Source organism: Micromonospora sp. NPDC005161, assembly GCF_053599855.1.
This window is the reverse complement of sequence record NZ_JBSFYQ010000003.1, coordinates 1-19,354: the sequence shown is the minus strand read 5'-3', so window position 1 is coordinate 19,354 and position 19,354 is coordinate 1. Positions and strand designations below refer to the sequence as shown.

Annotated in this window: 14 protein-coding genes; 6 read left to right on the top strand and 8 right to left on the bottom strand. The window is 72.0% G+C overall.

The window, feature by feature from the left end:
- Positions 1-3 precede the first annotated feature (3 nt).
- Positions 4-2,253 (bottom strand): ATP-binding protein, encoded by a 2,250-nt coding sequence (locus ACWD5O_RS03885; RefSeq protein WP_450084500.1) that lies wholly within the window; start codon positions 2,251-2,253, stop codon positions 4-6.
- Between the two features lie 169 nt (positions 2,254-2,422).
- Here ACWD5O_RS03885 and ACWD5O_RS03880 point away from each other — a divergent pair, with 169 nt between their 5' ends.
- Both ACWD5O_RS03880 and ACWD5O_RS03875 read left to right on the top strand, forming a co-directional pair.
- On the top strand, positions 2,423-2,878 hold the full coding sequence (locus ACWD5O_RS03880) for a carboxymuconolactone decarboxylase family protein (RefSeq protein ID WP_450084499.1): 456 nt from the start codon (positions 2,423-2,425) through the stop codon (positions 2,876-2,878).
- 73 nt (positions 2,879-2,951) lie between these two features.
- Positions 2,952-3,410, top strand: a complete 459-nt coding sequence (locus ACWD5O_RS03875) for an iron chaperone (protein WP_450084498.1) — start codon at positions 2,952-2,954, stop codon at positions 3,408-3,410.
- 61 nt (positions 3,411-3,471) lie between these two features.
- Here the strand turns inward: ACWD5O_RS03875 and ACWD5O_RS03870 are convergent, their stop codons facing one another.
- Positions 3,472-4,365 (bottom strand): LysR family transcriptional regulator, encoded by an 894-nt coding sequence (locus ACWD5O_RS03870; RefSeq protein ID WP_450084497.1) that lies wholly within the window; start codon positions 4,363-4,365, stop codon positions 3,472-3,474.
- A gap of 91 nt (positions 4,366-4,456) precedes the next feature.
- Here ACWD5O_RS03870 and ACWD5O_RS03865 point away from each other — a divergent pair, with 91 nt between their 5' ends.
- The 3 genes from ACWD5O_RS03865 to ACWD5O_RS03855 all read left to right on the top strand — a co-directional run bounded on the left by ACWD5O_RS03865 (position 4,457) and on the right by ACWD5O_RS03855 (position 9,497).
- Complete coding sequence (locus ACWD5O_RS03865; RefSeq protein ID WP_450084496.1) at positions 4,457-5,437, top strand: DMT family transporter; 981 nt, start codon at positions 4,457-4,459, stop codon at positions 5,435-5,437.
- On the top strand, positions 5,434-5,994 hold the full coding sequence (locus ACWD5O_RS03860; RefSeq protein WP_450084495.1) for a M17 family peptidase N-terminal domain-containing protein: 561 nt from the start codon (positions 5,434-5,436) through the stop codon (positions 5,992-5,994). Before ACWD5O_RS03865 ends, ACWD5O_RS03860 begins: the two co-directional genes overlap by 4 nt.
- A gap of 161 nt (positions 5,995-6,155) precedes the next feature.
- Positions 6,156-9,497: a S8 family peptidase gene (locus ACWD5O_RS03855; protein ID WP_450084494.1), complete on the top strand. Its 3,342-nt coding sequence runs from the start codon at positions 6,156-6,158 to the stop codon at positions 9,495-9,497.
- A 42-nt stretch (positions 9,498-9,539) separates the two neighbouring features.
- Here ACWD5O_RS03855 and ACWD5O_RS03850 read toward each other — a convergent pair whose 3' ends face one another.
- The 6 genes from ACWD5O_RS03850 to ACWD5O_RS03825 form a co-directional block, all read right to left on the bottom strand.
- Entirely contained in the window at positions 9,540-12,404 is a 2,865-nt protein-coding gene (locus ACWD5O_RS03850; protein ID WP_450084493.1) for an AfsR/SARP family transcriptional regulator, read from the bottom strand.
- 137 nt (positions 12,405-12,541) lie between these two features.
- Positions 12,542-13,066, bottom strand: a complete 525-nt coding sequence (locus tag ACWD5O_RS03845) for a sigma-70 family RNA polymerase sigma factor (protein WP_354966120.1) — start codon at positions 13,064-13,066, stop codon at positions 12,542-12,544.
- Positions 13,067-13,179: 113 nt separating this feature from the next.
- Positions 13,180-15,996: a BTAD domain-containing putative transcriptional regulator gene (locus ACWD5O_RS03840; RefSeq protein WP_450084492.1), complete on the bottom strand. Its 2,817-nt coding sequence runs from the start codon at positions 15,994-15,996 to the stop codon at positions 13,180-13,182.
- 70 nt (positions 15,997-16,066) lie between these two features.
- Positions 16,067-16,996: an RNA polymerase sigma-70 factor gene (locus tag ACWD5O_RS03835; protein ID WP_354966122.1), complete on the bottom strand. Its 930-nt coding sequence runs from the start codon at positions 16,994-16,996 to the stop codon at positions 16,067-16,069.
- Between the two features lie 129 nt (positions 16,997-17,125).
- Positions 17,126-17,755 carry a VOC family protein gene (locus ACWD5O_RS03830; RefSeq protein WP_450084491.1) on the bottom strand — a complete coding sequence of 210 codons (630 nt, stop codon included), beginning with the start codon at positions 17,753-17,755 and terminating at the stop codon, positions 17,126-17,128.
- 112 nt (positions 17,756-17,867) lie between these two features.
- Positions 17,868-19,058, bottom strand: a complete 1,191-nt coding sequence (locus ACWD5O_RS03825; RefSeq protein WP_450084490.1) for an MFS transporter — start codon at positions 19,056-19,058, stop codon at positions 17,868-17,870.
- A gap of 36 nt (positions 19,059-19,094) precedes the next feature.
- Here ACWD5O_RS03825 and ACWD5O_RS03820 point away from each other — a divergent pair.
- The coding region (locus ACWD5O_RS03820) for a hypothetical protein (RefSeq protein ID WP_450084489.1) at positions 19,095-19,354 on the top strand (260 nt) is incomplete at its 3' end.

The following is a 19,354-nucleotide window of genomic DNA, read 5'->3' as shown; positions in this document are numbered from 1 at the left end:
CCATCAGCGGCCGGCGCGTACGGCTTCCCGCGCCGCCCGGGCAAGTTGCTCGTCGTGCGGCCGGCGCAGCTCACGCGCGAGTTCGATGGTCCGGTCGAGCAGCGCCAGCGCCTCGTCACGGCGACCCGCCACACGGCACGTCTCGGCGTAGGTGTGCAGGAAGTCGATCTCCATCTGCACCTCGGCGAGCGGTTCCAGCAGCTCGAAGGCGCGCCGGTGATGTTCGAGAGCCTCCTCGGGTGAACCCATGACCCGCAGCGCCACGCCGAGATAGTTGTGGCACCACGCCTGGTTGTGTTGGAGGTTGTTTTGCTCGGAGAGCCGCAACGCGTCGTGCAGCGCCCGCAGTGACTCTGCCGGGTCGCTCGACGCCAGTGCGACGCCGAGGGTGACCAGCCCGGTGATCTGGGCGGGCCCGTCGGCCAGGGCGACGGATGCCCGGGCGAGTTCGACGGCTTCGCCGTGCCGCCCGAGGTGCAGTGTCACCCAGCCGTCGAAGGCCAGCGCCTGGGACTGCCCGGCGCGGCGCCCGATCTTCTCGAACAGCTCGCGCGCCCGCCGGAAGTGCGGTTGCGCCCCTTCGAAATCGCCGAGATCCCGGCGGACCAGGCCGATGCGCAGCGCCAGACCGGCTGCCAGGTCGTCGTCGTCGGGCCCGGACCGCTCCGCCAGCTCGTAGGCGGAGAGCGCCTCGGTGAGACGTCCGGCGGCGGCACGGGCGTAGCCGAGGTCCGCCAGCAGCGAAGCGCGCTGCTGGTCGCGGCCCAGACGTGCCGCTGCCTCGGCGGCAGCTTCCAGCAGGCGTGCCTGGTCGTCGGTGCCGCGGTGCCGGAAGAACCAGACCCGCATGGCCTGCGGCAGTTCGGCAACCACCTCGTCCATGCCGAGGCGCACGGCGGCGTCGAAGCAGGCGATCAGGTTGACGTACTCGAGGTCGAACCAGGCCATGGCCTTCGCCGGATCGCCCGGCGCGGGTTCGCTGCGGTACGGCGAGGGCAGCGTCCGATCGTGGGCGACCGCCTGCGCCAGATAGTGCGTCAGGACCCGGCGCAGGGCTGCTTCGGCCTGCGGCTCCTCGTCGGCGGCGAGGTCCGCCGCGTACTGCCGGATCAGGTCGTGCGTCCGGTACCGTCCGGGCGAGATTTCCTGGATCAGGTGGGCGTCGACCAGCTCCTCCAGAACCACGTCGAGCCGGTCGGGCGGCAGGTCGGCGAGCGCGCCCGCCACCGCCGCGTCGAAGTCGGCGCCCGGCAGCAGGCCCAGTAGCCGGAACACGCGCCGCTGGACCGCGTCGAGCTGCTGGAGCGACATGCCGAACACGGCATCGAAACGGCTGGCCGTATCGCGCAGCCGCTCGGCCAGCACCGCGACCGTCCAGCCTGGACGGTGACGGAGCCGTGCGCCCGCCATCCGTAGTGCCAGCGGAAGCCCGCCGCACTGCCGCAGCACCTGGCCGACCGCCTCCTCCTCGGGCAGCGTGAGCCCGGCCGCCCGGCCGAACAGGGTCGCCGCGTCGCCGTCGGCCAGTGGCTCCAGGGACAGCGGCGGCACCCCGTCCAGAGTTACCAGCCGGTGCCGGCTGGTAACCAGGACCGTCGACTTGCCCGCGCCGGGCAGCAGTGGGCGCACCTGGTCCGCGTCGACCGCGTTGTCGAGCACGACGAGCGCCCGCCGGCGGGACAACTCCGACCGCCAGAGCGCCGCGCGTTCGGCGGCGCCGGCCGGAGGGTGCGTGACGTCCAACGCGCTCAGCAGCCGGCCCAGCGCGACCTGCGGATCCAGCGGCTCCTGGCCCGGGGTGAAGCCGTGCAGGTCGAGGTAGAGCCCGCCGTCCGGATACGAAGGGGCCAGCCGATGGGCCACGTGCACGGCCAGGCTGGTCTTGCCCACGCCCGCCATGCCGTCGATGGCAACCGCGCCAGCGGTACGCAGCAGCTCTTCGACCAGCCCGGACTCCGCCTCCCGACCGGTGAAGTCGAACAGGTCGGCCGGCAGGTCGTTGCGGCGTGGGGCGGGTGCGGGGCCGGCCTGAGCCGCCTCGGCCCACACCGCGCGCAGTGGCCGGGGGTCACGCCCCACGGCCCGGCACAGCGCCACGACGGCGTCCCACGGCGGCACCAGCCGACCGGTCAGGTACCGGGACAGCGACGAGCTGCTCAGACCGGACTCGCGGGCGAGGGCGCGCAGGCTGAGCCCGCTCAGCTCCTTGATCCGGGCCAGCTGAGCGACCAGTCGCTCCTGAGGGCTGGACACCCGCAACACCGTACCGTCCCGGCCCGCGCAAGCGGATCGGCGCTGCGTTTGCGCTGCTGGAGAGGTGTCTCCGTGTCCCACGGTGTCCCACGGACCGCGCATGCCCCGGCACGCCGATGGTCGGATGACTCCCGTCAGAGACACCGACGGCGAAGACGAAGGAGAAGCCATGTCGACCGAGCGCATGCCGAACCCGGCGGTTCTGCTCCCCGACGCGATGGAGGCCCTGATGGCCGTCAACCGGGCCGTCGCGGGCGGCGGGCTGGACGGCAGGCTGCTGGCGCTGAGCCACCTGCGGGCCAGCCAGATCAACGGCTGCGGCCCGTGTGTGGCCGGGGGCGCCCACCAGGCCCGCCAGCACGGTGCGACCGCGGACCAGGTGCACGCCGTCGCCGCGTGGCGGGAGACGCCCTGGTTCAGCGACGAGGAGCGGGTCGCGCTGGCGCTGACCGAGGCCGTGACCCGGCTCGCCGACCGACCGGACCCGGTGCCGGACCAGCTCTGGGACCTGACCGCCAAGCACTTCGACCAGAAGGAGTTGGCCGCACTGCTGCTCAACATCGCGATGACCAACGCCTTCAACCGGCTCAACGCGCCGACCCGCCAGCAGGCGGGCACATGGTGACCTGTTCCTGATCGAACCGGCAGTACCGCACCGACCCGTACCACCCGAAGCCACACTCACCGAGGGAGTTGTCATGTCGACCACCACGAAGACCACCACCACCGACCACGAGCAGCACGGCGGTTTCACCGACGAGGAGCGCGGCGCGATGAAGGAGCGCGCCAAGGAGCTGAAGACGGGCGCCCGGCGGGGTGCCAAGGCCGACCCGGAGAAGGACGTACTCGCGAAGATCGCCGAGATGTCGGAGTCGGACCGCGTGATCGCCGAGCGGCTGCACGCCGTGATCAAGGCCAACGCGCCCGTCCTCACGTCGAAGCTCTGGTACGGGATGCCCGCGTACGCCCGCGACGGCAAGGTGGTCTGCTTCTTCCAGAGCGCGGCGAAGTTCAAGACGCGGTACGCGACGCTCGGCTTCAGTGACCAGGCGAACCTCGACGAGGGCAGCATGTGGTCGTGCTACTTCGCGCTGACCGAGCTGACGGCCGACGACGAGGCGAGGATCGGCGCCCTCGTGAGGCAGGCGGTGAGCTGAGGACAGGGTGCTTCTCGGCGGGAGGTCGGAGGTGCTCACGCCGACCTCCCGCCGAGGCGTTTCACTCCTTCGTGGCGTCTCTGAGTGCGTCGATCAGTGCGCCCAGTGCGGGCTGCGTCAGCGAGGCCTGCCGGACCGCGGCGTAGATCGTCCTGATCGGCTCCGGGCGACGGACCCGGCGGATGGTGACGCCACGATGGCGGGTGCCCAGCCCCAGTCGGGGGATGAGGCTGATGCCGAGGCCGGCCGCGACGAAGCCCTGAGCCGTGGCGTAGTCCTCCGACGTCGCCACGATGTTCGGGCTGAAGCCCGCCGCGGCGCAGGCGTCGATGATGGGCTCCAGGCAGGGACCGGGGGGTTCGCTGCCGACCCAAGGCTCGCCCGCGAGGTCCGCCAGGTCGATCACCCGTTGCGCAGCGAGCGGGTGCCCGGTGGGCAGCACGGCCTGGTACGCGTCGTCGAGCAGATGCACCACGCGGATGCCCTGGTGGCTGTCGTCGCTCGGTCGGCGTACCACGATGGCAAGGTCGGCACTGCCCTGCTCGACGTTCGGCAGCGGATCATCGGGATCGGTCACCTTGGCATCGATCGTCACGCCGGGGTGCTCACGCCGGAGTCTGGCGAGGGCGGGCGCCAGCAGGCTCGGGCCGATCGACGCGAAGTAGCGGATCGTCAGCCGGCCGGTACGGCCGGCGCGCAGGTCGGCCAGCGCGGTCTCGGCCTCGGCGACGTGCTGGCTGATGATGGCGGCGTGCCTGGTGAGCAGTCTGCCCGCCGCCGTGGGTTGCACACCTCGGCCGATTCGTTCGAGCAGCGCGATGCCGGCCTCCTTTTCCAGCGCCGCCACCTGCTGGCTGACGGCGGAGGGGGTGTAGCCGAGGTGCGCCGCCGCCGCGGTCACCGACCCGCTGGTGACCACCGCCCGCAGCACCTGCATGCGTCGCACATCAATCATGTAGCAGAGCTTAACGCTCATGCAGAACTCTTTGCTTTTCCTTTCGAGTCGGGCACGGCACTGTTCGTGGGGACGAATCGAGGAGGTCCGGGTGAACGGTGCTGTGGGCAGGACGTGGGCGTGGATGCGGGTGGGGGTGCTCGCCCTGTTGTGGGGCTCCACCTTCCTCTGGATCGAGCTGGCCCTGGACGCCCTGACTCCGGTCCAGGTCACCCTCAGTCGTTGCGTACTCGGATCGGCCGCTCTGCTGGTGGTGTGCCTCGGCTCGGGTCGACGGCTTCCTCGGAGTGGGGCGGTCTGGGGTCACATCGTCGTGGCGGCCCTCTTTTGCAACGCCCTGCCGTTCGCCATGTTCAGCATCGGCCAGCAGACCATCGACTCCGGGGTCGCCGGGGTACTGAACGCGACGACCCCGCTGTGGTCGGTGCTGATCGGCATCGTGATCGGCTCGGAGCGCGGGCTCCGGCCGCTCCGGCTGGGCGGACTCCTGCTCGGGTTCGCCGGAGTTGTGCTGATCTTCGGGCCGTGGCAGACGACCGGGCCGGTCGGGTGGGGTGCCCTTGCCATCGTCGTCGCGGCGGCTAGTTACGCCGTCGGCTTCACCTACATGGGCCGCAACCTTGTCGGCAGGGGCATCCCCACCATCTCGCTGTCCGCGGCGCAGCTCGTCGCGGCGACCGGCCTGACCGCGCTGACCCTGCCGGCCGGCGGCCTGACCTTGATCGAGATCGACCCGAAGACCCTGGTCGCCGTCGTGATCCTGGGCGTCGTCGCCACCGGGATCACCTTCCACCTCACCTACCGGATCATCTCCGCCGAGGGGGCCACCAACGCCGCGACGGTCGGCTACCTACTGCCGGTGGTCTCGGTAGCGCTGGGGGCCATCGTGCTCGACGAGGGTCTCAGCCTTCGGATCGTCATCGGAATGGTGGTCGTGCTCGTCGGGGTCGGCCTGGTTCGCCGCGGAAAGCCAACGCCGCCGACGCCGGCCCCCGGAAGAGGCCCCGGCGGCGCTGGCCGCGCCGAGAACCTGACCGTCGCCTTCCGCAGAGAACAGGACGTACGACAGTGACGGCACTATCGACAAGCACGATCCCCCTGGCACTGCTGCCCGCGGACTGCGTCGTGATCGGCACCGCCAAGGGCCCCCGGGGCCCGGTGCTGGCGCCCGGCGCGGCGGCGGTGGCCGAGGCGTTCGACGGCACACTGGACGAGCTCTTCAACGCCCTGGGTGCAACCGGTGCCGAGGGCGAAGCGGCCAGGCTCCCCGCACCCGCCGGCATCCAGGCTGGGCTGGTCCTCGCGGTCGGCCTCGGCGACGCCGCCAACAACAACGAGGAGTACGACGTCGAGGCTCTGCGCCGAGCCGCGGGGGTGGCCGCCCGGGCGTTGGTTGGCGCCGGAACGATCGCGCTGGCGCTGCCGACCGGCACCGCCGAGGCCGTGGAGGCGGTGGCACTGGGTGGCCTACTCGGCACCTACGCCTTCACCGCCTACCGCACCACCGACCACGCCGCGCCCCCGGTCCGCGAGCTGACGATCCGCGTGAACCGCGACGACCGGACGGACGCCGAGGGCGCCGTGCGACGCGCCGCCGTGCTCGGCCAGGAGGTCAACCGAGCCCGGTGACCGCCGACGCCGTCGCCTGGCGATCCCATGACCGATGAGGATCCGGACGTGCGGGCCCGGCAGAATTCAGTGAAAGTGACTCAAGTCACTCGGAGTGAACTTTCACCCACCGGTCACGTCCGGAACACCTGGATACCTCTCGAGTTCATCCAGGGAGAATGATGCGTTCAGTTCGCAAGTTATCGGCGCTGGCACTGCTGGTGCTGGGCGTCTCGGCGGTGGCCCCGGGTGGTGTGCCGGCATCGGCGCAGCCCCGGGCCGCGAAGCCGGCGGCCACACCCCCGGTCGCGTCCAAGCCCCGGACGGTCACTCTGCTCACCGGCGACACCGTCCATCTCAGCACCGTGGACGGCCAGACGGCGGTCGACGTCGTTCCGGGCAAGGGACGGGAACGGATCCCATTCATCACCCACAGCGCCGGCGAGGACGTGCGGGTCATCCCCGCCGACGCCGTCGGCCTGCTCAACCGGGGCAAGCTCGACGAGCGGCTCTTCGACATCTCGACGCTGGTCCGCTTCGGCTACGACGACACCCGGGCAACCCTGCCGCTCATCGTCCAGCACGGCAGCGCCACCCCCGCCGGCCTCTCCGGCGCCCGGACCACCCGGGAGCTTCCCGGGGCGAGCGCCGTCGCGGAGAGCCGCGCGGACGCGGTGGCCTTCTGGAACAACCTCACCTCGGCCGCGAGTGGCACCAACCGGCAACTGCGGCCCGGGTTCGACAAGATCTGGCTCGACGGGCTGCGCCAGCCCACCCTGGACGTCAGCGTCCCGTTGACCGGCGCGCCGGAGGCCTGGAAAGCCGGCTGGACGGGCACCGGGGTGAAGGTCGGCGTGATCGACACCGGCGTCGACCAGACCCACCCCGACCTGGCTGACCGGGTCGTCGCCGCGGAGAACTTCACCGCCGACCCGGACACCCTCGACCGCATTGGCCACGGCACCCACGTCGCCTCGACCATCGCCGGCACCGCCGCCGCCTCCGAAGGCCGGTACAAGGGCATGGCGCCCGGCGCGAGCCTCTACAGCGCCAAGGTCTGCGTCGAAGAGGGCTGCCCGGAGTCGGCGATCCTGGCCGGCATGACCTGGGTGGCGCAGCAGGGCGTCAAGGTCGCCAACATGAGCCTCGGCGGCCCGGACAGCCCGGAGACCGACCCGATCGAGGCAGCCCTGGCCGACCTCACCCACCGCTACGGCGTGCTCTTCGTCGTCGCCGCGGGCAACAGCGGCGAGGCCGGCGAGTCCACGGTGAACTCGCCCGGCAGCGTGGCCGAGGCACTGACCGTGGGCGCCGTGACCAAGACGGGCTACCTGGCCTCGTTCTCGAGCCGCGGTCCGCGCGCGGCCGACGCCGGTATCAAGCCGGACGTCACCGCGCCAGGCGTCGGCATCGTCGCCGCCCGCAGTTCGACCTCCGGCATGCAGCCGGTTGACGAGAACCCGCAGTACACCAGCCTCAACGGCACTTCAATGGCGACTCCGCACGTGGCCGGCGCGGGGGCGATCCTGGCTCAGCAGCACCCGGACTGGGGGCCTGAGCGGATCAAGTCCACGCTGATGGCGGCCGCGCAGCCGAACGCCGCCGTCGGCGTCTACGAGCAGGGCGCCGGCTTCCTCAACGTCGGCCGGGCCATCCAGCAGACCGTCACGGCGAGCCCGGTCAGCGTCGCGTTTGAGCGGACCACCACTGCGCAGCAGAACACGATCACGTACGCGAACAGCGGCTCCTCCGCCCTCACCCTGGCTGTTCGTTTCGACGCCAAGGACGCCGACGGCGGCCCGGCGCCGGCCGGCCTGTTCAGCCTCAGCGCCTCCTCGGTGACGGTCCCGGCCGGCGGCACGGCCACAGTGACCGTCAACGTGCAGGCCGGCACCGACCTGCCCGACCGCTACTTCGGCGGTGAGGTGACCGCCACCGGCGGCAGTGCGCAGGTGCAGACGCCGGTCGCGCTCGACATCACCCGCCACCAGCTGGCCCTCAAGCTCATCGGGCCAGACGGCGGTGCGCCCACGCCCGATCAGGGCTGGGTGACCGCCCTGACCGACCTGGACCAGAAGTCCATTCTGGTGTTCGACAACCCCGCGGTCACCACGTACCGGATCCGCCCGGGCCGCTACCTCGTCCAGACCTACCTGTTGACCGGTGACCCGTACCTCCCGTACATCAGGTCGCTGGTGCGCCCGGTCCTCGACCTGACCAGGGACCAGGCACTCACCGTGGACACCCGCCTGGCCAAGCCGATCACGGTGTCGGTGCCGAATCCGAAGGCCACCGCCGTCCACCAGGAGTCCGGCTGGACGATCCGGACGGAGGAGCCGCAGATCTACGGCAGCAATGACGCGTACGGCCTGCTGATGAACCTCCCCTTCGACCACCTGCGGACCGCGCAGATCGGGGCCGGCAAGACGCCCGGTTTCGTCTCCTATGTCAACGGGATGTGGGGCCAACTGGATCAGGACGGCGCCACCCACAACAGCCCTTACGTCTACCGGGCCTACTTCTACGAGCCGGAGAAGATGATGACCGGGCTGACCCGCAAGCTGCGCGCGGGCGACTTCGCCACGGTCCGCTCCCGGATCAGCGCGGACGTGGCCGACGTACCGGTCTGGCGGCTCGCGGTCGCGCACGCGCCCGGCAACTCGCCGCTCTTCCGGGGAGGCGACGGACAGGTCCCGCGGGGCTTCACCTACGACGTGCCGAACACCATCACCGAGTACTACAACCACGACAAGCAGGCGGTGTGGCAGTCGATCTCGGGCCAGTCGGGCTACACGCGTTACCAGTCGGCGTGGACCAGCTTCCGGCCTGGGCGCACGTACACGGTCAAGTGGGCCAACGGGGTGGTCGGGCCGGTCTTCCCGGAGCCGGATTTCGCCCAACAGTTCGCCACCCGCTACTGGGGCGACACCATGGAAGGACCGGGGCCACTGCACGGTGACGGCGCCGGGCACATGGGTTTCCGGCACGTCGTCGGTGGCAGCGCACAGCTGAACCTCTATCGCAACGGGGTCAAGATCGCCGAAACGATCAACAAGGTGCCCGAGGCATGGCAGGTGCCTGCGGCGGCGGGTGACTACCGGCTGACCGCGACGTTCCACAGCGACCCGGCGTTCACCCTGTCGACCCTGGTCGACGCGGAGTGGACCTTCAAGTCCGCCCACGTGGCCGACGGCGATCTGGTGAAGCTGCCGATGACGGCGATCCGGTACACCCCGGAGCTGGACATCGAGAACCGGGCACCGGCCGGTCGGCTCTTCGCGATCCCGGTCTCGCTCGACCGTCAGGTCGGGGCGGCGAAGGGCCGGACCAGGACCCTGACCGTCGAGGCGTCCTTCGACGACGGCAAGACCTGGCGGCAGCTGCCCGTGCAGCGGTCGGGCGAGAAGGCGGTCGCCTGGGTGCGCAACCCGACTGGCACCGGTTTCGTCTCGCTGCGCTCCGCCGCGACGGACACCGGCGGCAACACGGTCAAGCAGACCGTGATCCGCGCCTACCGGTACTGAAGGTGGGACCCGGACGCGGTGCCCACCGGCGCCGCGTCCGGGTCACCGGTGCCAGAGCAGCCGGTCGCGGATCCGCCGGGCCAACGGCGAGTCCGTCCCGTCGAGCTCGGCGAGGGCCTCGCTCCACGCCTGCCCGGCCAGGGCCGGGTCGCCGTTGGCGGAGTGGAAGTCGCCGATGGCGACCAGCACCTCTGCGGTGTGGTGGGGGGCCCGGGCGCCGCGGAAGGTGGCGATCGCCTGCTGCCAGGTCGCCATCGCATGCGGCAGGTCGTCGATCATCGAGTACGTGTGCGCCAGCCAGGCCTGGGTGGTGCCCACCCCGTGCAGATCGCCGAGGGCCTCGAACTGCCGCCGCGCCTCGACGAACATGCCCAGCGCCTCGGCGTGCCGGCCGAGCCAGCCCTGTGCCCGCGCGATGACCAGCAGGGCATTGGTGGCGCCCCGCACGTTGCCCTCGGTGTGAAAGAGCGCCCGCGCGGCCTCGGCATGGCGGATCGCCTCGTCGTAGCGCCTCTGGTCCAGCCGGATCTCGGCGATGTTGTTCTCCACGTGGCCCTGCTCGGTACGCCGGCCGAGCCGGTCGAAGAGCATCCGGGCGTGCTGAAGGTGCGACAGCCCATGGTCCAGGTCGGCCAGGAAGTAGCAGGCGCCAGCGAGGCTGCGGTGTAGCAGGGCCTGAGCGGCGGGGTCGTCCCCAGCCGTCGCGAGGCCCGCGCCGACCACTTCCGCCCACTGCTTGAACTGCGCGGTGTCCTGGAAGAAGTTCTGCATGGCCAACGCGATCCGCCAGGTCCCGGGAGGCCGGCCGCGCTCCCTGGCCCGCGCGACGATGTCGGTCAGCACCCGCTGCTCGGCGGCGAACCAGGCCATCGCGTCCGCGCGGTCGGTGAACCCACGCCCGGTGGCCCCGTGCTCGGACGGCTCCGGCTGCGGCAGCGGCACCTGCGGCAGCAGAGGCAGATGCGCCGCGTACGCGCTGAGCTGGTAGTAGTCGTGGACCCGGTCGATGGCGGCGTCCCGCTCGGCCGCGTCGTCGTGCTCCTCCCCGAGCTCCACGGCGTAGGCGCGCAGCAGATCATGCATTCGCCACCGACCGTCGGCGGCCTGGACCAGCAGCTGCGCCCCCAGCTCGGCGAGCAGGCCGCGGGCGGCGCGCACGGACAGGCCGCCCAGGGCGGCGGCCGCTTCCGTGCTCAGTCCCCCGGCGGGGTGCAAGGGCAGCAGCCGGAAGAGCCGGCCCGCCTCGGGAGTCAGTGCCCGGTAGGACCAGGAGAAGATCGACTCCAGATCGGCGTGCCCGTCCCCGAAGCCGGTCAGCCGGCCGTCAGCCTCGGCCAGCTCACCGGCGACCGCGGGCAGGCTGAGCCCGGGCCGGCCGACGCTGCGGGTGGCGACGAGCGCCAGGGCCAGCGGAAGGCGGCCGCACCGCGCGATGATCTCGTTGACGGCGTCCGGGTCGGCGGCGGCCGCGTCGCCGAGCCGGCGGGTGAGCAGCTCGCGGGCCTCGGCATCGGTCAGCAGGTCGAGGTGCAGCGGGTGGGCGCCCGCCGGGCCGACGACACCGGTGATTCGGCGGCGGCTGGTGGCGATGACGAGGCTGCCGCCGGTGCCGGGCAGCAGGTGCCGGATCTGGTCCCAGTCGCGGCAGTTGTCGAGCAGGATCAGCATCCGGCGCTCGGCCAGGATGCTGCGGTACAGGCCGGCTTGGGCGTGCAGTTCGGCCGGGATGGCGGCCGGCGGGACCCCGAGGGACCACAGGAAGCCGCGCAACGCCTCCGCCGGTGTCATCACCGAATCGCCGGCGTCGAAACCGCGCAGGTCCGCGTGCAACTGCCCATCGGGGTAGCGGGCGGCCAGCTGATGGGCCAGGTGCACGGCGAGGGTCGTCTTCCCGACCCCGGGCATTCCGTCGATGACCAGCGCCGTCGTCCGCCCTTGTCCGACCAGCAACTCCTTCGCGGCGGCCACGACGCCGCGACGACCAGTGAAGTAGGGATGGTCGGCCGGCAACTGCGCCGGCGGCTCGGCCCGGGTCGACCGCGACAATTCCAGCTCGGCTGGCGGCCATGATTCGGCCTCCGCGCCGCCAGCCGGCGCTGCGGGCCGGATGAAGGCCGGTCTGACGCCGCGCCGCGACCTGGAGCCGTCGGCCGGCGCGTCGTGGTCGAACAGGCTGTCCCGGGCTTCGCGCAGGTCGCTGCCCGGCTGGATGCCGAGCTCGTCGGCGAGCCGGTGCTCGATGTTGGCGTACGCCGCGAGAGCCTCGGCCCGCCGGCCGTCCGCGGCGAGTGCGAGCAGCAGGCGCGCCTGCAGCGCCTCGTCCAGCGGCTCGTCTTCGGCGGCGAGCCGGATCGCGGGCAGCACCGTGTGGACGCATCCGGCCCGCAGAGCGACGTCGGTCGCCGCCCGGACCGCGGCGAACCGCTCGCCGTCGACAGCGACGAACTCCGGATGGGCCCGGCCGTCGGCCTGCAGGCCCGAGGCGCACCGGTCGCGCCACAGCGCCAGTGCCTCCCGGTAGAGCTCGACGGCCGGCTCGCCGGAGCTGGCATCGGCCTGGGCGACCAGGCGCCGGAAACGCAGCAGGTCGAGCGACTCCCCGTCGATCCGTAGCCGGTATTCGGCGCCGTCACGGATCAGCACCGAGCCCGCTGCCCGGGTCGGCAGGCCCGGCTCGAAGCACCGCCGGAGCATCCCGACGTGCCGGTGCAGCACATTGACCGCGCTGGGTGGCGGGTCGGATTCCCAGAGCAGGTCGACGAGCTCGGCAACGCTGACCGCCCCGCTGGCGCGGGCGAGCAGCAACGCCAGGATCAGCCGCTGCTGTCGGGTGCCCAGGTCAATTTCGGACTGGCCACGCCAGGCCCGCACCGGGCCGAGAACGGCGAAGGAGAGTGGGCTGGTCATGGTGATGCGATCCGTAGGGGGCTGGTTGCCACGATCGCCAGAGCATGGCAGGGCTCGCCCCGCGAGATGGGCACGTGTTGCGGCAGTGTGAGCTTCCGCTCAGCGGCCGGCTCGCCCGTCGGTGGAATCGCCCCTGCTCAGGCCGCATCCAGACCGGTGCGCAGGGCCCGCAGCGCGTAGTGGGTCCGTGATTTCACCGTGCCGATCGGCACTCCCAACCGGCCCGCGACCTCCTCCGGTGACCGCCCGACGAGGTACACCTCGGAGAGCAGACTGCGCTGCGCCGGGCTCAGCCGGCGGAGCGCGCGCCGGATGGCGTACGACGCGAGCGCAGTGCCGGTCGTGTCGTCGCGAGCGGGAATCCAGGTCATGTCGACGAGATGGACCTCGGCAGGGCGGCCCGTGCGCAGCCGGACGCCGTCGATGACGAGCCGCCGTGCGACGGTGACGAGCCACCGCCGAGCGGCGGCAGGTTCGGCCGGCACCGAGTCGAGGTGCCGCCAGGCCCGCAGCATGGTGTCCTGGAGCAGATCCTCGGCGGTTTGCCGCTGGTTGCGGGTCAGCACGAGCAGGAGACGCAGTACGGCGCGGGCGTGGTCGGCGTGCAGCGCGGTCATGCGCTCGGCCCGGCCGGCCGGTGATTCGTCGGATGCCCGGAGCACGGTCCACCCCCAGAGGCAGAAGCAACGGCGAGTGCGGCACGAGCCTAGGGACGAGCGATGCGAATGGACTGACGTGGAAGTGTGAATCGAGTGCCGTCGCCGATCGCAGTCGGTCACGGACGCGACGTGACCGCCGCGAGCAGGCCGGCCAGCCGCTGCCCGGTGGGCGTCTGCGCGTACGGGATCAGGGCCCGTGCCTCCTGCCATGCCCGCACCGCAGTGTCCTGTTCGCCGGCGGCGGCGAGGGCGTCGCCGAGCAGCGCCAACACCTCCGCGGCCGGCGCCGGCGCCGAGGCCTCCTGGTAGGCGACGGCCGCCTCGCGCCAGCAACCGGCCGCCGTGTCGAGCTCCTGACGAGCGAAATGGGCCCGGCCGAGCACCTCCCACGCCTCGGCGACGCCCAGCCTGTACTGCGCTCCGCGCGACAGCGCCATCGCCTGCTCGGCGCAGCGCACGGCCTCTTCCGCCCGGCGCAGCTCGGCGTTGCTCGCCGCCATGATCACCAGGACGTCCGCGAGCAGCCTGTCGTCTCCAGCCGCGCGGGCCGGCCCCAGCGCCGCGGATAGCGTCCGGACGACCTCCTCGTGTCGCCCCTGGGCGCCCAGGATCATCGCCCGGTTGATCCTTGCCCGGGTCAGCTCTCCGGGCAGGCCGAGCCGGGCGAGCAGCTCGACAGCCCGGTCGAGATGCCCGATCGCGGTGTCGTGCTCGTGTCGGAAATAGGCCGCCCCGGCCAGGCTGCGGTGCATCCGGGCCTGCCCGACCAGGTCGCCGCCGGCCCGGGCGGCGTCGAGGGCCACCTCGCCGGTCGTCGTCCAGTCGACCCACCGGCCGCTGCGGTCGAAGAAGTGCTGCATACCCAGAGCGAGCTGCCAGGCCTCAGTGTGCCGGCCCTGCCGGGCGGCCCGATCGACCAGCGCGATCAGTACCTGCCGCTCGGCGGCGAACCAACGCATGGCGTCGTCGTCACCGGCGAAGCGCAGCGGTGTCTCGCCCACCCCCGGCTCGATCATCGGGTGATACTCGGAGGTCAGCAGCCGCTGGTCCGCCTGATAGCTGGTAGCCCGGTAGAACTGCACGCAGCGCAGCTCCGCGGCGGCGCGCTCGGCTGGGCTGTCGTGCTCCTCGCCGAGCTCCGTGGCGTAGGCCAGCAGCAGGTCGTGGGTGCGGTAGCGGCCCGACCGGTCCTCGCTGATCAGGTGCGCGCGGCTCAGCTCACCGATCAACGCCCGACCGGTCCGCAGCGAGACGCCGGCCAGGCCCGCCGCCGCGGCGATCGAGATGTCGGGGCCGGGGTGGATCGGCAGCAGCCGGAATAGCCGGGCGGCCGGGGCGGAGAGCGCCTGGTAGGACCAGGAGAAGACGGCACGCAGCCCGGTCTGCGGGTCGTCGCCGTCGAAGCCGTCCAGGCTCCCGGGCGACTGGGCCAGCTCGGCGGCGATCTGCCCCGGTGGTGTCCGCGGCAGGCTCGCGGCGCGGGCGGCCACCACGGCCAGCGCGAGCGGCAGCCGCCCGCAGCTGGCGATGATGGCGTCGATCGAGGCCCGGTCCGCCGCGACGGGGCCGACGCCGAGCGGCCGCAGGAGCGCCGCGCGTGCCTCGTCGACACTCGGCAGGCCGACCGGCAGCGGGTGGGCGCCAGCCGTGGTCAGCAGGGTGCTGAGCCGGCTGCGACTGGTGACGATCACCAGACAGCCGGGGGTGCCCGGCAGCAGGTGCCGGATCTGCTCGACGTCCCGGCAGTTGTCGAGCAGGATCAGCAGGCGTCGGCCGGCAAGGCTGCTGCGGTACATGCCGGCTTGGGCGTGCAGCTCAGCGGGGATGCCCTCCTGAGGCACCCCGAGCGAGCCGAGGAAGCCACGCAGCGCCTCGGCCGGACTCATCGCCGGCTCCCGTCCGTCGTATCCGCGCAGGTCGACATACAGCTGCCCGTCCGGGTAGCCGACGACGAACTCGTGGGCGAGGTGGACGGCGAGGGCGGTCTTGCCGATCCCGGGCATGCCGTCGATCGCGAGGACCGCCGGCCCGTCCGGGCGCGAGGTCACCGCGCGGGCCTCGGCGAGGAGGTCGTCCCGGCCGACGAAGAAGGCCAGGTCCGGGGGCAGCTGCGCAGGCCGGGGCAGTGGCGGGGGTAAATCGGCACGTGCCGGCCGGGTGCGCTGGTGCAGCAGCCGGTCGTACGCCTCCCGCAGCTCCTCGCCCGGATCGATGCCCAGGTCGTCGGCGAGCCGGCGGCGAATTACCCGGTACATCTCGACGGCTTCCGCCTGGCGGCCGTCGGCGGCGAGCGCCAGCAGCAACCGGCTCTGCAACGACTCGTCGAGCGGGTGCTGCTCGGCAGCCTGCCGCAGCGGCGCGAGTACGTCGCTCATCCGGCCGCAGCGCTCGGCGGCGTCGGCGGCTTCGCGCACCGCTTGGGCGCGTTCGGCCTCCACGGCGAGGAACGTGGGATGCCGGCGGGAGGCTGGCTCCAGGCCCGCCGCGCACCGGCCGCGCCACAGCCGCAGCCCTTCGAGGGAATGCCGCAGCGCCGACTCCGGGTCGCCGTCCTGCAGGCTCCGGCCCGCCAGCCGGCTCAGCGACCGGAACTTCAGCAGGTCAAGGGACTCTTCGTCGGCGCGCAGCCGATAGCCCAACAGGTCCCGGAGGATGTGCCGGCCCGCAGAGCGGTTCGGCAGGCCGGGTTCGAGCAGCCGTCGGAGCAACCCGACGTGGCGGTGCACGACGTTCGCGGCGCTGGGCGGGGGCTCCTCGTCCCAGAGCAGGTCGACCAGTTCGGCCAGGGAGACCGGTGCACCGGCCCGGGCCAGCAGCAACGCGAGCACGAGGCGCTGCTGTCGCGCGCCCAGGTGCAGCTCGGCGCCGGCGCGGACGACCCTGATCGAGCCGAGCACCGAGAACCCGATCGTCTCGCCCGCCTCCGCTCGCACGCCGGCAACGGTAACCACCCGGACGTCGCGGTCGCGGATGGGGACGCTGTGCGCGTTTCGCGGCGACGGCTCAGCGACGCAGGGCGGTCGCACGCTCCATGTGTGACAGCTTCTCGGGGTTGCGCACGGCGTACAGCCCACTGATGAGGCCGTCGTCGATGCGCAGCGCGATGACCGTGTCGATCTCGCCGTCGAGCCGGAGAACCAGCGCGGGGTAGCCGTTGACCTGGGCCGGGTGCAGCGACGTGGCGGCGATCCTGACCTGCTTGGAGGCCATCAGCCGCGCTACCTTGCCAGCCCCGGCGATGGGCCGCAGCACGGCCTGCCTGACTCCGCCGCCGTCACCCAGGAGCACGACGTCCGGCGCGAGGATGTCGAGCAGGCCCTGCACGTCGCCGGTCTCGACCGCCCGCTGGAACGCCTCGATCGCGCCTTTGGACTCGGCCGGAGAAACCACCCCGCGGGGCCGGCGCGCGGCCACGTGTGCGCGCGCCCGGTGAGCGATCTGGCGGACCGCGGCCGGGCTCTTGTCGACGGCTTCGGCGATCTCGTCGTAGGCCAGATCGAACACCTCGCGCAGTACGAACACCGCCCGCTCGGTCGGAGCGAGCGTCTCCAGCACCAGCAGCATCGCCATCGAGACGCTCTCGGCCAGCTCGACGTCCTCGGCGACGTCGGGCGTGGTCAGCAGGGGCTCGGGGAGCCAGGAGCCGACGTAGGACTCCTTGCGGCGGCCGAGCGTACGCAGCCGGCTGAGTGACTGGCGGGTGGCGATCCGGACCAGGTATGCGCGCTGGTCCCGCACGGTGTCGAGGTCGACGTCCGCCCACCGCAGCCAGGTCTCCTGGAGGACGTCCTCGGCGTCGGCGGCGGAGCCGAGCATCTCGTAGGCGACCGTGAAGAGCAGGTTGCGGTGGGTGACGAACGCGTCGGTGGCGGGGTCCGTGCGGCGACCCTCCCTCGTGGCGGCGCCTGCAGCGTCCGGAATTGCGCTGGCCATGGGTCGCTCCTGTCGCTTCGATCCCGACTGCGTCGCCCACAAGACGCTGATCCATCACATGCTGTGACACCCAGCGTTCGTGACGGGCGTCACCCGCACCGGCTGACCGGGCCGGCTCGGCGTCATGGCTCACTCGGGCAGCTTGGCCCCTGACTGCTCGCTCGCCATGTACGACGCGTACCAGTCGGGCCAGTTCTCGTCCGCCTTGCCGGTGCGCTTCTCGTGCTCGCCATGGGCGGCGGCCGCGCGCCGGAGCGCGCTCGCCAGGTCGCTCGCGGAGCCGAACGACGTCACGCCACCCTCGACACGCCCGGGAAGCCTGGTCGTGATCTCCTGCATCAACCAGGTGTTGCCGTCCGGGTCGCGGAACGTGGCACGCGAGAAGTAGCTGCGCCGCTCGGGATCCAGCCCGTCGACCGGGCCGTCCGGGGTGGCGTGGACGATGCCGCTCACCTCGACACCGGCGGAGACCAGGGCGCTGCGGGCCGCCTCGACGTCCGACACGATCAGGTACGCCTTGGCCGAACCGGGCGCCGCCGAGGTGAGCTCCGGGCCGAACTGCACGGAGCACCCGGAGCCGTGCGGGGTGAACTGGACCACGCCCGGCGGTGTCTGGTCGAGCCGCCACCCGAGGCGCCCGTAGAACTCCTTCGCCCGGTCGACATTCGACACCGGCACGACGATCACCTCGAGCTTCAGGTCGAGGTTCTCGACGCTGGACGTCCCACTCGCGTCGCTCTGGGATTCCCTCGGGCTCATCGCGGCCTCCCTGGATGAGTGCGGCGCCAGCGCGAGCCACCGCACCGCCGGGCGACGCCGGCTCGATCACCACGCTACTGCCTGCGCCCCGCCCGGATGCCCGTTCCCGGCATCAGCCGGGCGCCATCCTCGTCGCCCTGCGCACCCCGAGCAGTGCGACGAGGGCGAGGAGGATGACGGCGATGGAGTACTCGTCGGCGGTCCGAGGGACGCCGCCGGCGTAGACCACGAGGAAGCCGGCGATCACGGTGGGGAGGCCGAAGCCGATGTAGCAGACGAGGTAGAGCAGGGACAGCACGCTGGAGCGTTCGTGCGCCTCGACCAGCGGCATGATCGTCTTGAGGCTGCCCTGAAAACCGCTGCCGAAGCCGACCCCTCCGAGCGCGAGGCCGACGAAGAATCCGGGGACGGACTCGGCCATGATCGCCACCAACGTGACGACCATGCCCAGGATGAGCGCGGCGATCCCGATCAGGATCACGGTCCGCGCGGCGGTGTTCCGCAGCAACAGGACGGCGATCGACCCGAAGAGGGCGAAGACGAAGAGGACCAGACCGCCAACCACGATCGACGTGTTCATGAGGGCGCGCACCAGCGCCGGGCCGAGCGCCCCGAAGAAACCGGCCAGGGCCCAGACCGCGAACAGCACCGGAACGACGACCAGGATCGGCTCGCGTACGGAGCGGGGCAGCTTGATGTCCGGCCGCAGGCTTTGTCGCGCTCCCGCCATCCTCGTGACCGTCTCCGGCATCAGCGCGATCCCGACGGCCTGGATCAGCAGGATGACGAGTAGGACGATGTACACCAGCCGCGTCGGCGCGGGCAGGAACTGGATGAGCAGCGCCGAGAGCAGGGCGCCGCTGCCGGTCCCGATACCCGGGGCGATCGAGTTCGCGAGCGTGCCACGGGCGCGGTCGATGTCGAGCATGGCGGCACCGATGGCGCCGGTGGCGGCGCCGGCCGCGAGCCCCTGCACGAGACGGGCGGCCAGCAGCGCGGGTACGCCGTTGGCGAAGACGAAGACGACCAGCGAGACCATCTGCACCGCGATCGCGACGGCCAGGACCGGACGACGGCCGACATGATCGGACAACTTGCCGAAGGTGAGCAGCGACGCCAGCACCGCGAGCGCGTAGACGGCGAACACCACGGTGGTCGTGACCGGCGAGAAGTGCCAGCGCTCCTGGTAGATCCCGTAGAGCGGCGTCGGGGCCGCCGACGCGGCCAGGAACGACACGAGAATCGACGCGAGCAGCACCAGTGAGACCCTCGGCGAGAGTCGTGCCTGCCCCGCGATACTCATGTCGGTGCTCCTCGGCGGCGCTGGAAGCGGTCAGACTTGGACGCCCCGCTGGCGGTAGGGCCGCAGCGGCGTACCCGGTGTGCTCTGCCGCATGCACGCGCCTTCATCCGCTGGCGGATGGGCGGATGGGCGACGCCGGTCCGGCGGGTCGTCGTACGGTCGGGGCATGGGTGCGCCGACCAGGTCGGGCTACGCCTTCCGGGAGGACGTGTGTTCGCCAATTCCGAGGAACTGCTGCGGTACCTCAAGAACGAGGACGTGAAGTTCGTCGACGTTCGTTTCTGTGACCTGCCCGG

Bases quoted from the DNA above. Each gene is read 5' to 3' on its own strand.
- ACWD5O_RS03835 (WP_354966122.1), bottom strand. From the start codon at position 16,996: ATGGCCAGCGCAATTCCGGACGCTGCAGGCGCCGCCACGAGGGAGGGT.
- ACWD5O_RS03825 (WP_450084490.1), bottom strand. From the start codon at position 19,058: ATGAGTATCGCGGGGCAGGCACGACTCTCGCCGAGGGTCTCACTGGTG.
- ACWD5O_RS03870 (WP_450084497.1), bottom strand. From the start codon at position 4,365: ATGATTGATGTGCGACGCATGCAGGTGCTGCGGGCGGTGGTCACCAGC.
- ACWD5O_RS03855 (WP_450084494.1), top strand. From the start codon at position 6,156: ATGCGTTCAGTTCGCAAGTTATCGGCGCTGGCACTGCTGGTGCTGGGC.
- ACWD5O_RS03850 (WP_450084493.1), bottom strand. From the start codon at position 12,404: ATGACCAGCCCACTCTCCTTCGCCGTTCTCGGCCCGGTGCGGGCCTGG.
- ACWD5O_RS03875 (WP_450084498.1), top strand. From the start codon at position 2,952: ATGTCGACCACCACGAAGACCACCACCACCGACCACGAGCAGCACGGC.
- ACWD5O_RS03830 (WP_450084491.1), bottom strand. From the start codon at position 17,755: ATGAGCCCGAGGGAATCCCAGAGCGACGCGAGTGGGACGTCCAGCGTC.
- ACWD5O_RS03880 (WP_450084499.1), top strand. From the start codon at position 2,423: ATGTCGACCGAGCGCATGCCGAACCCGGCGGTTCTGCTCCCCGACGCG.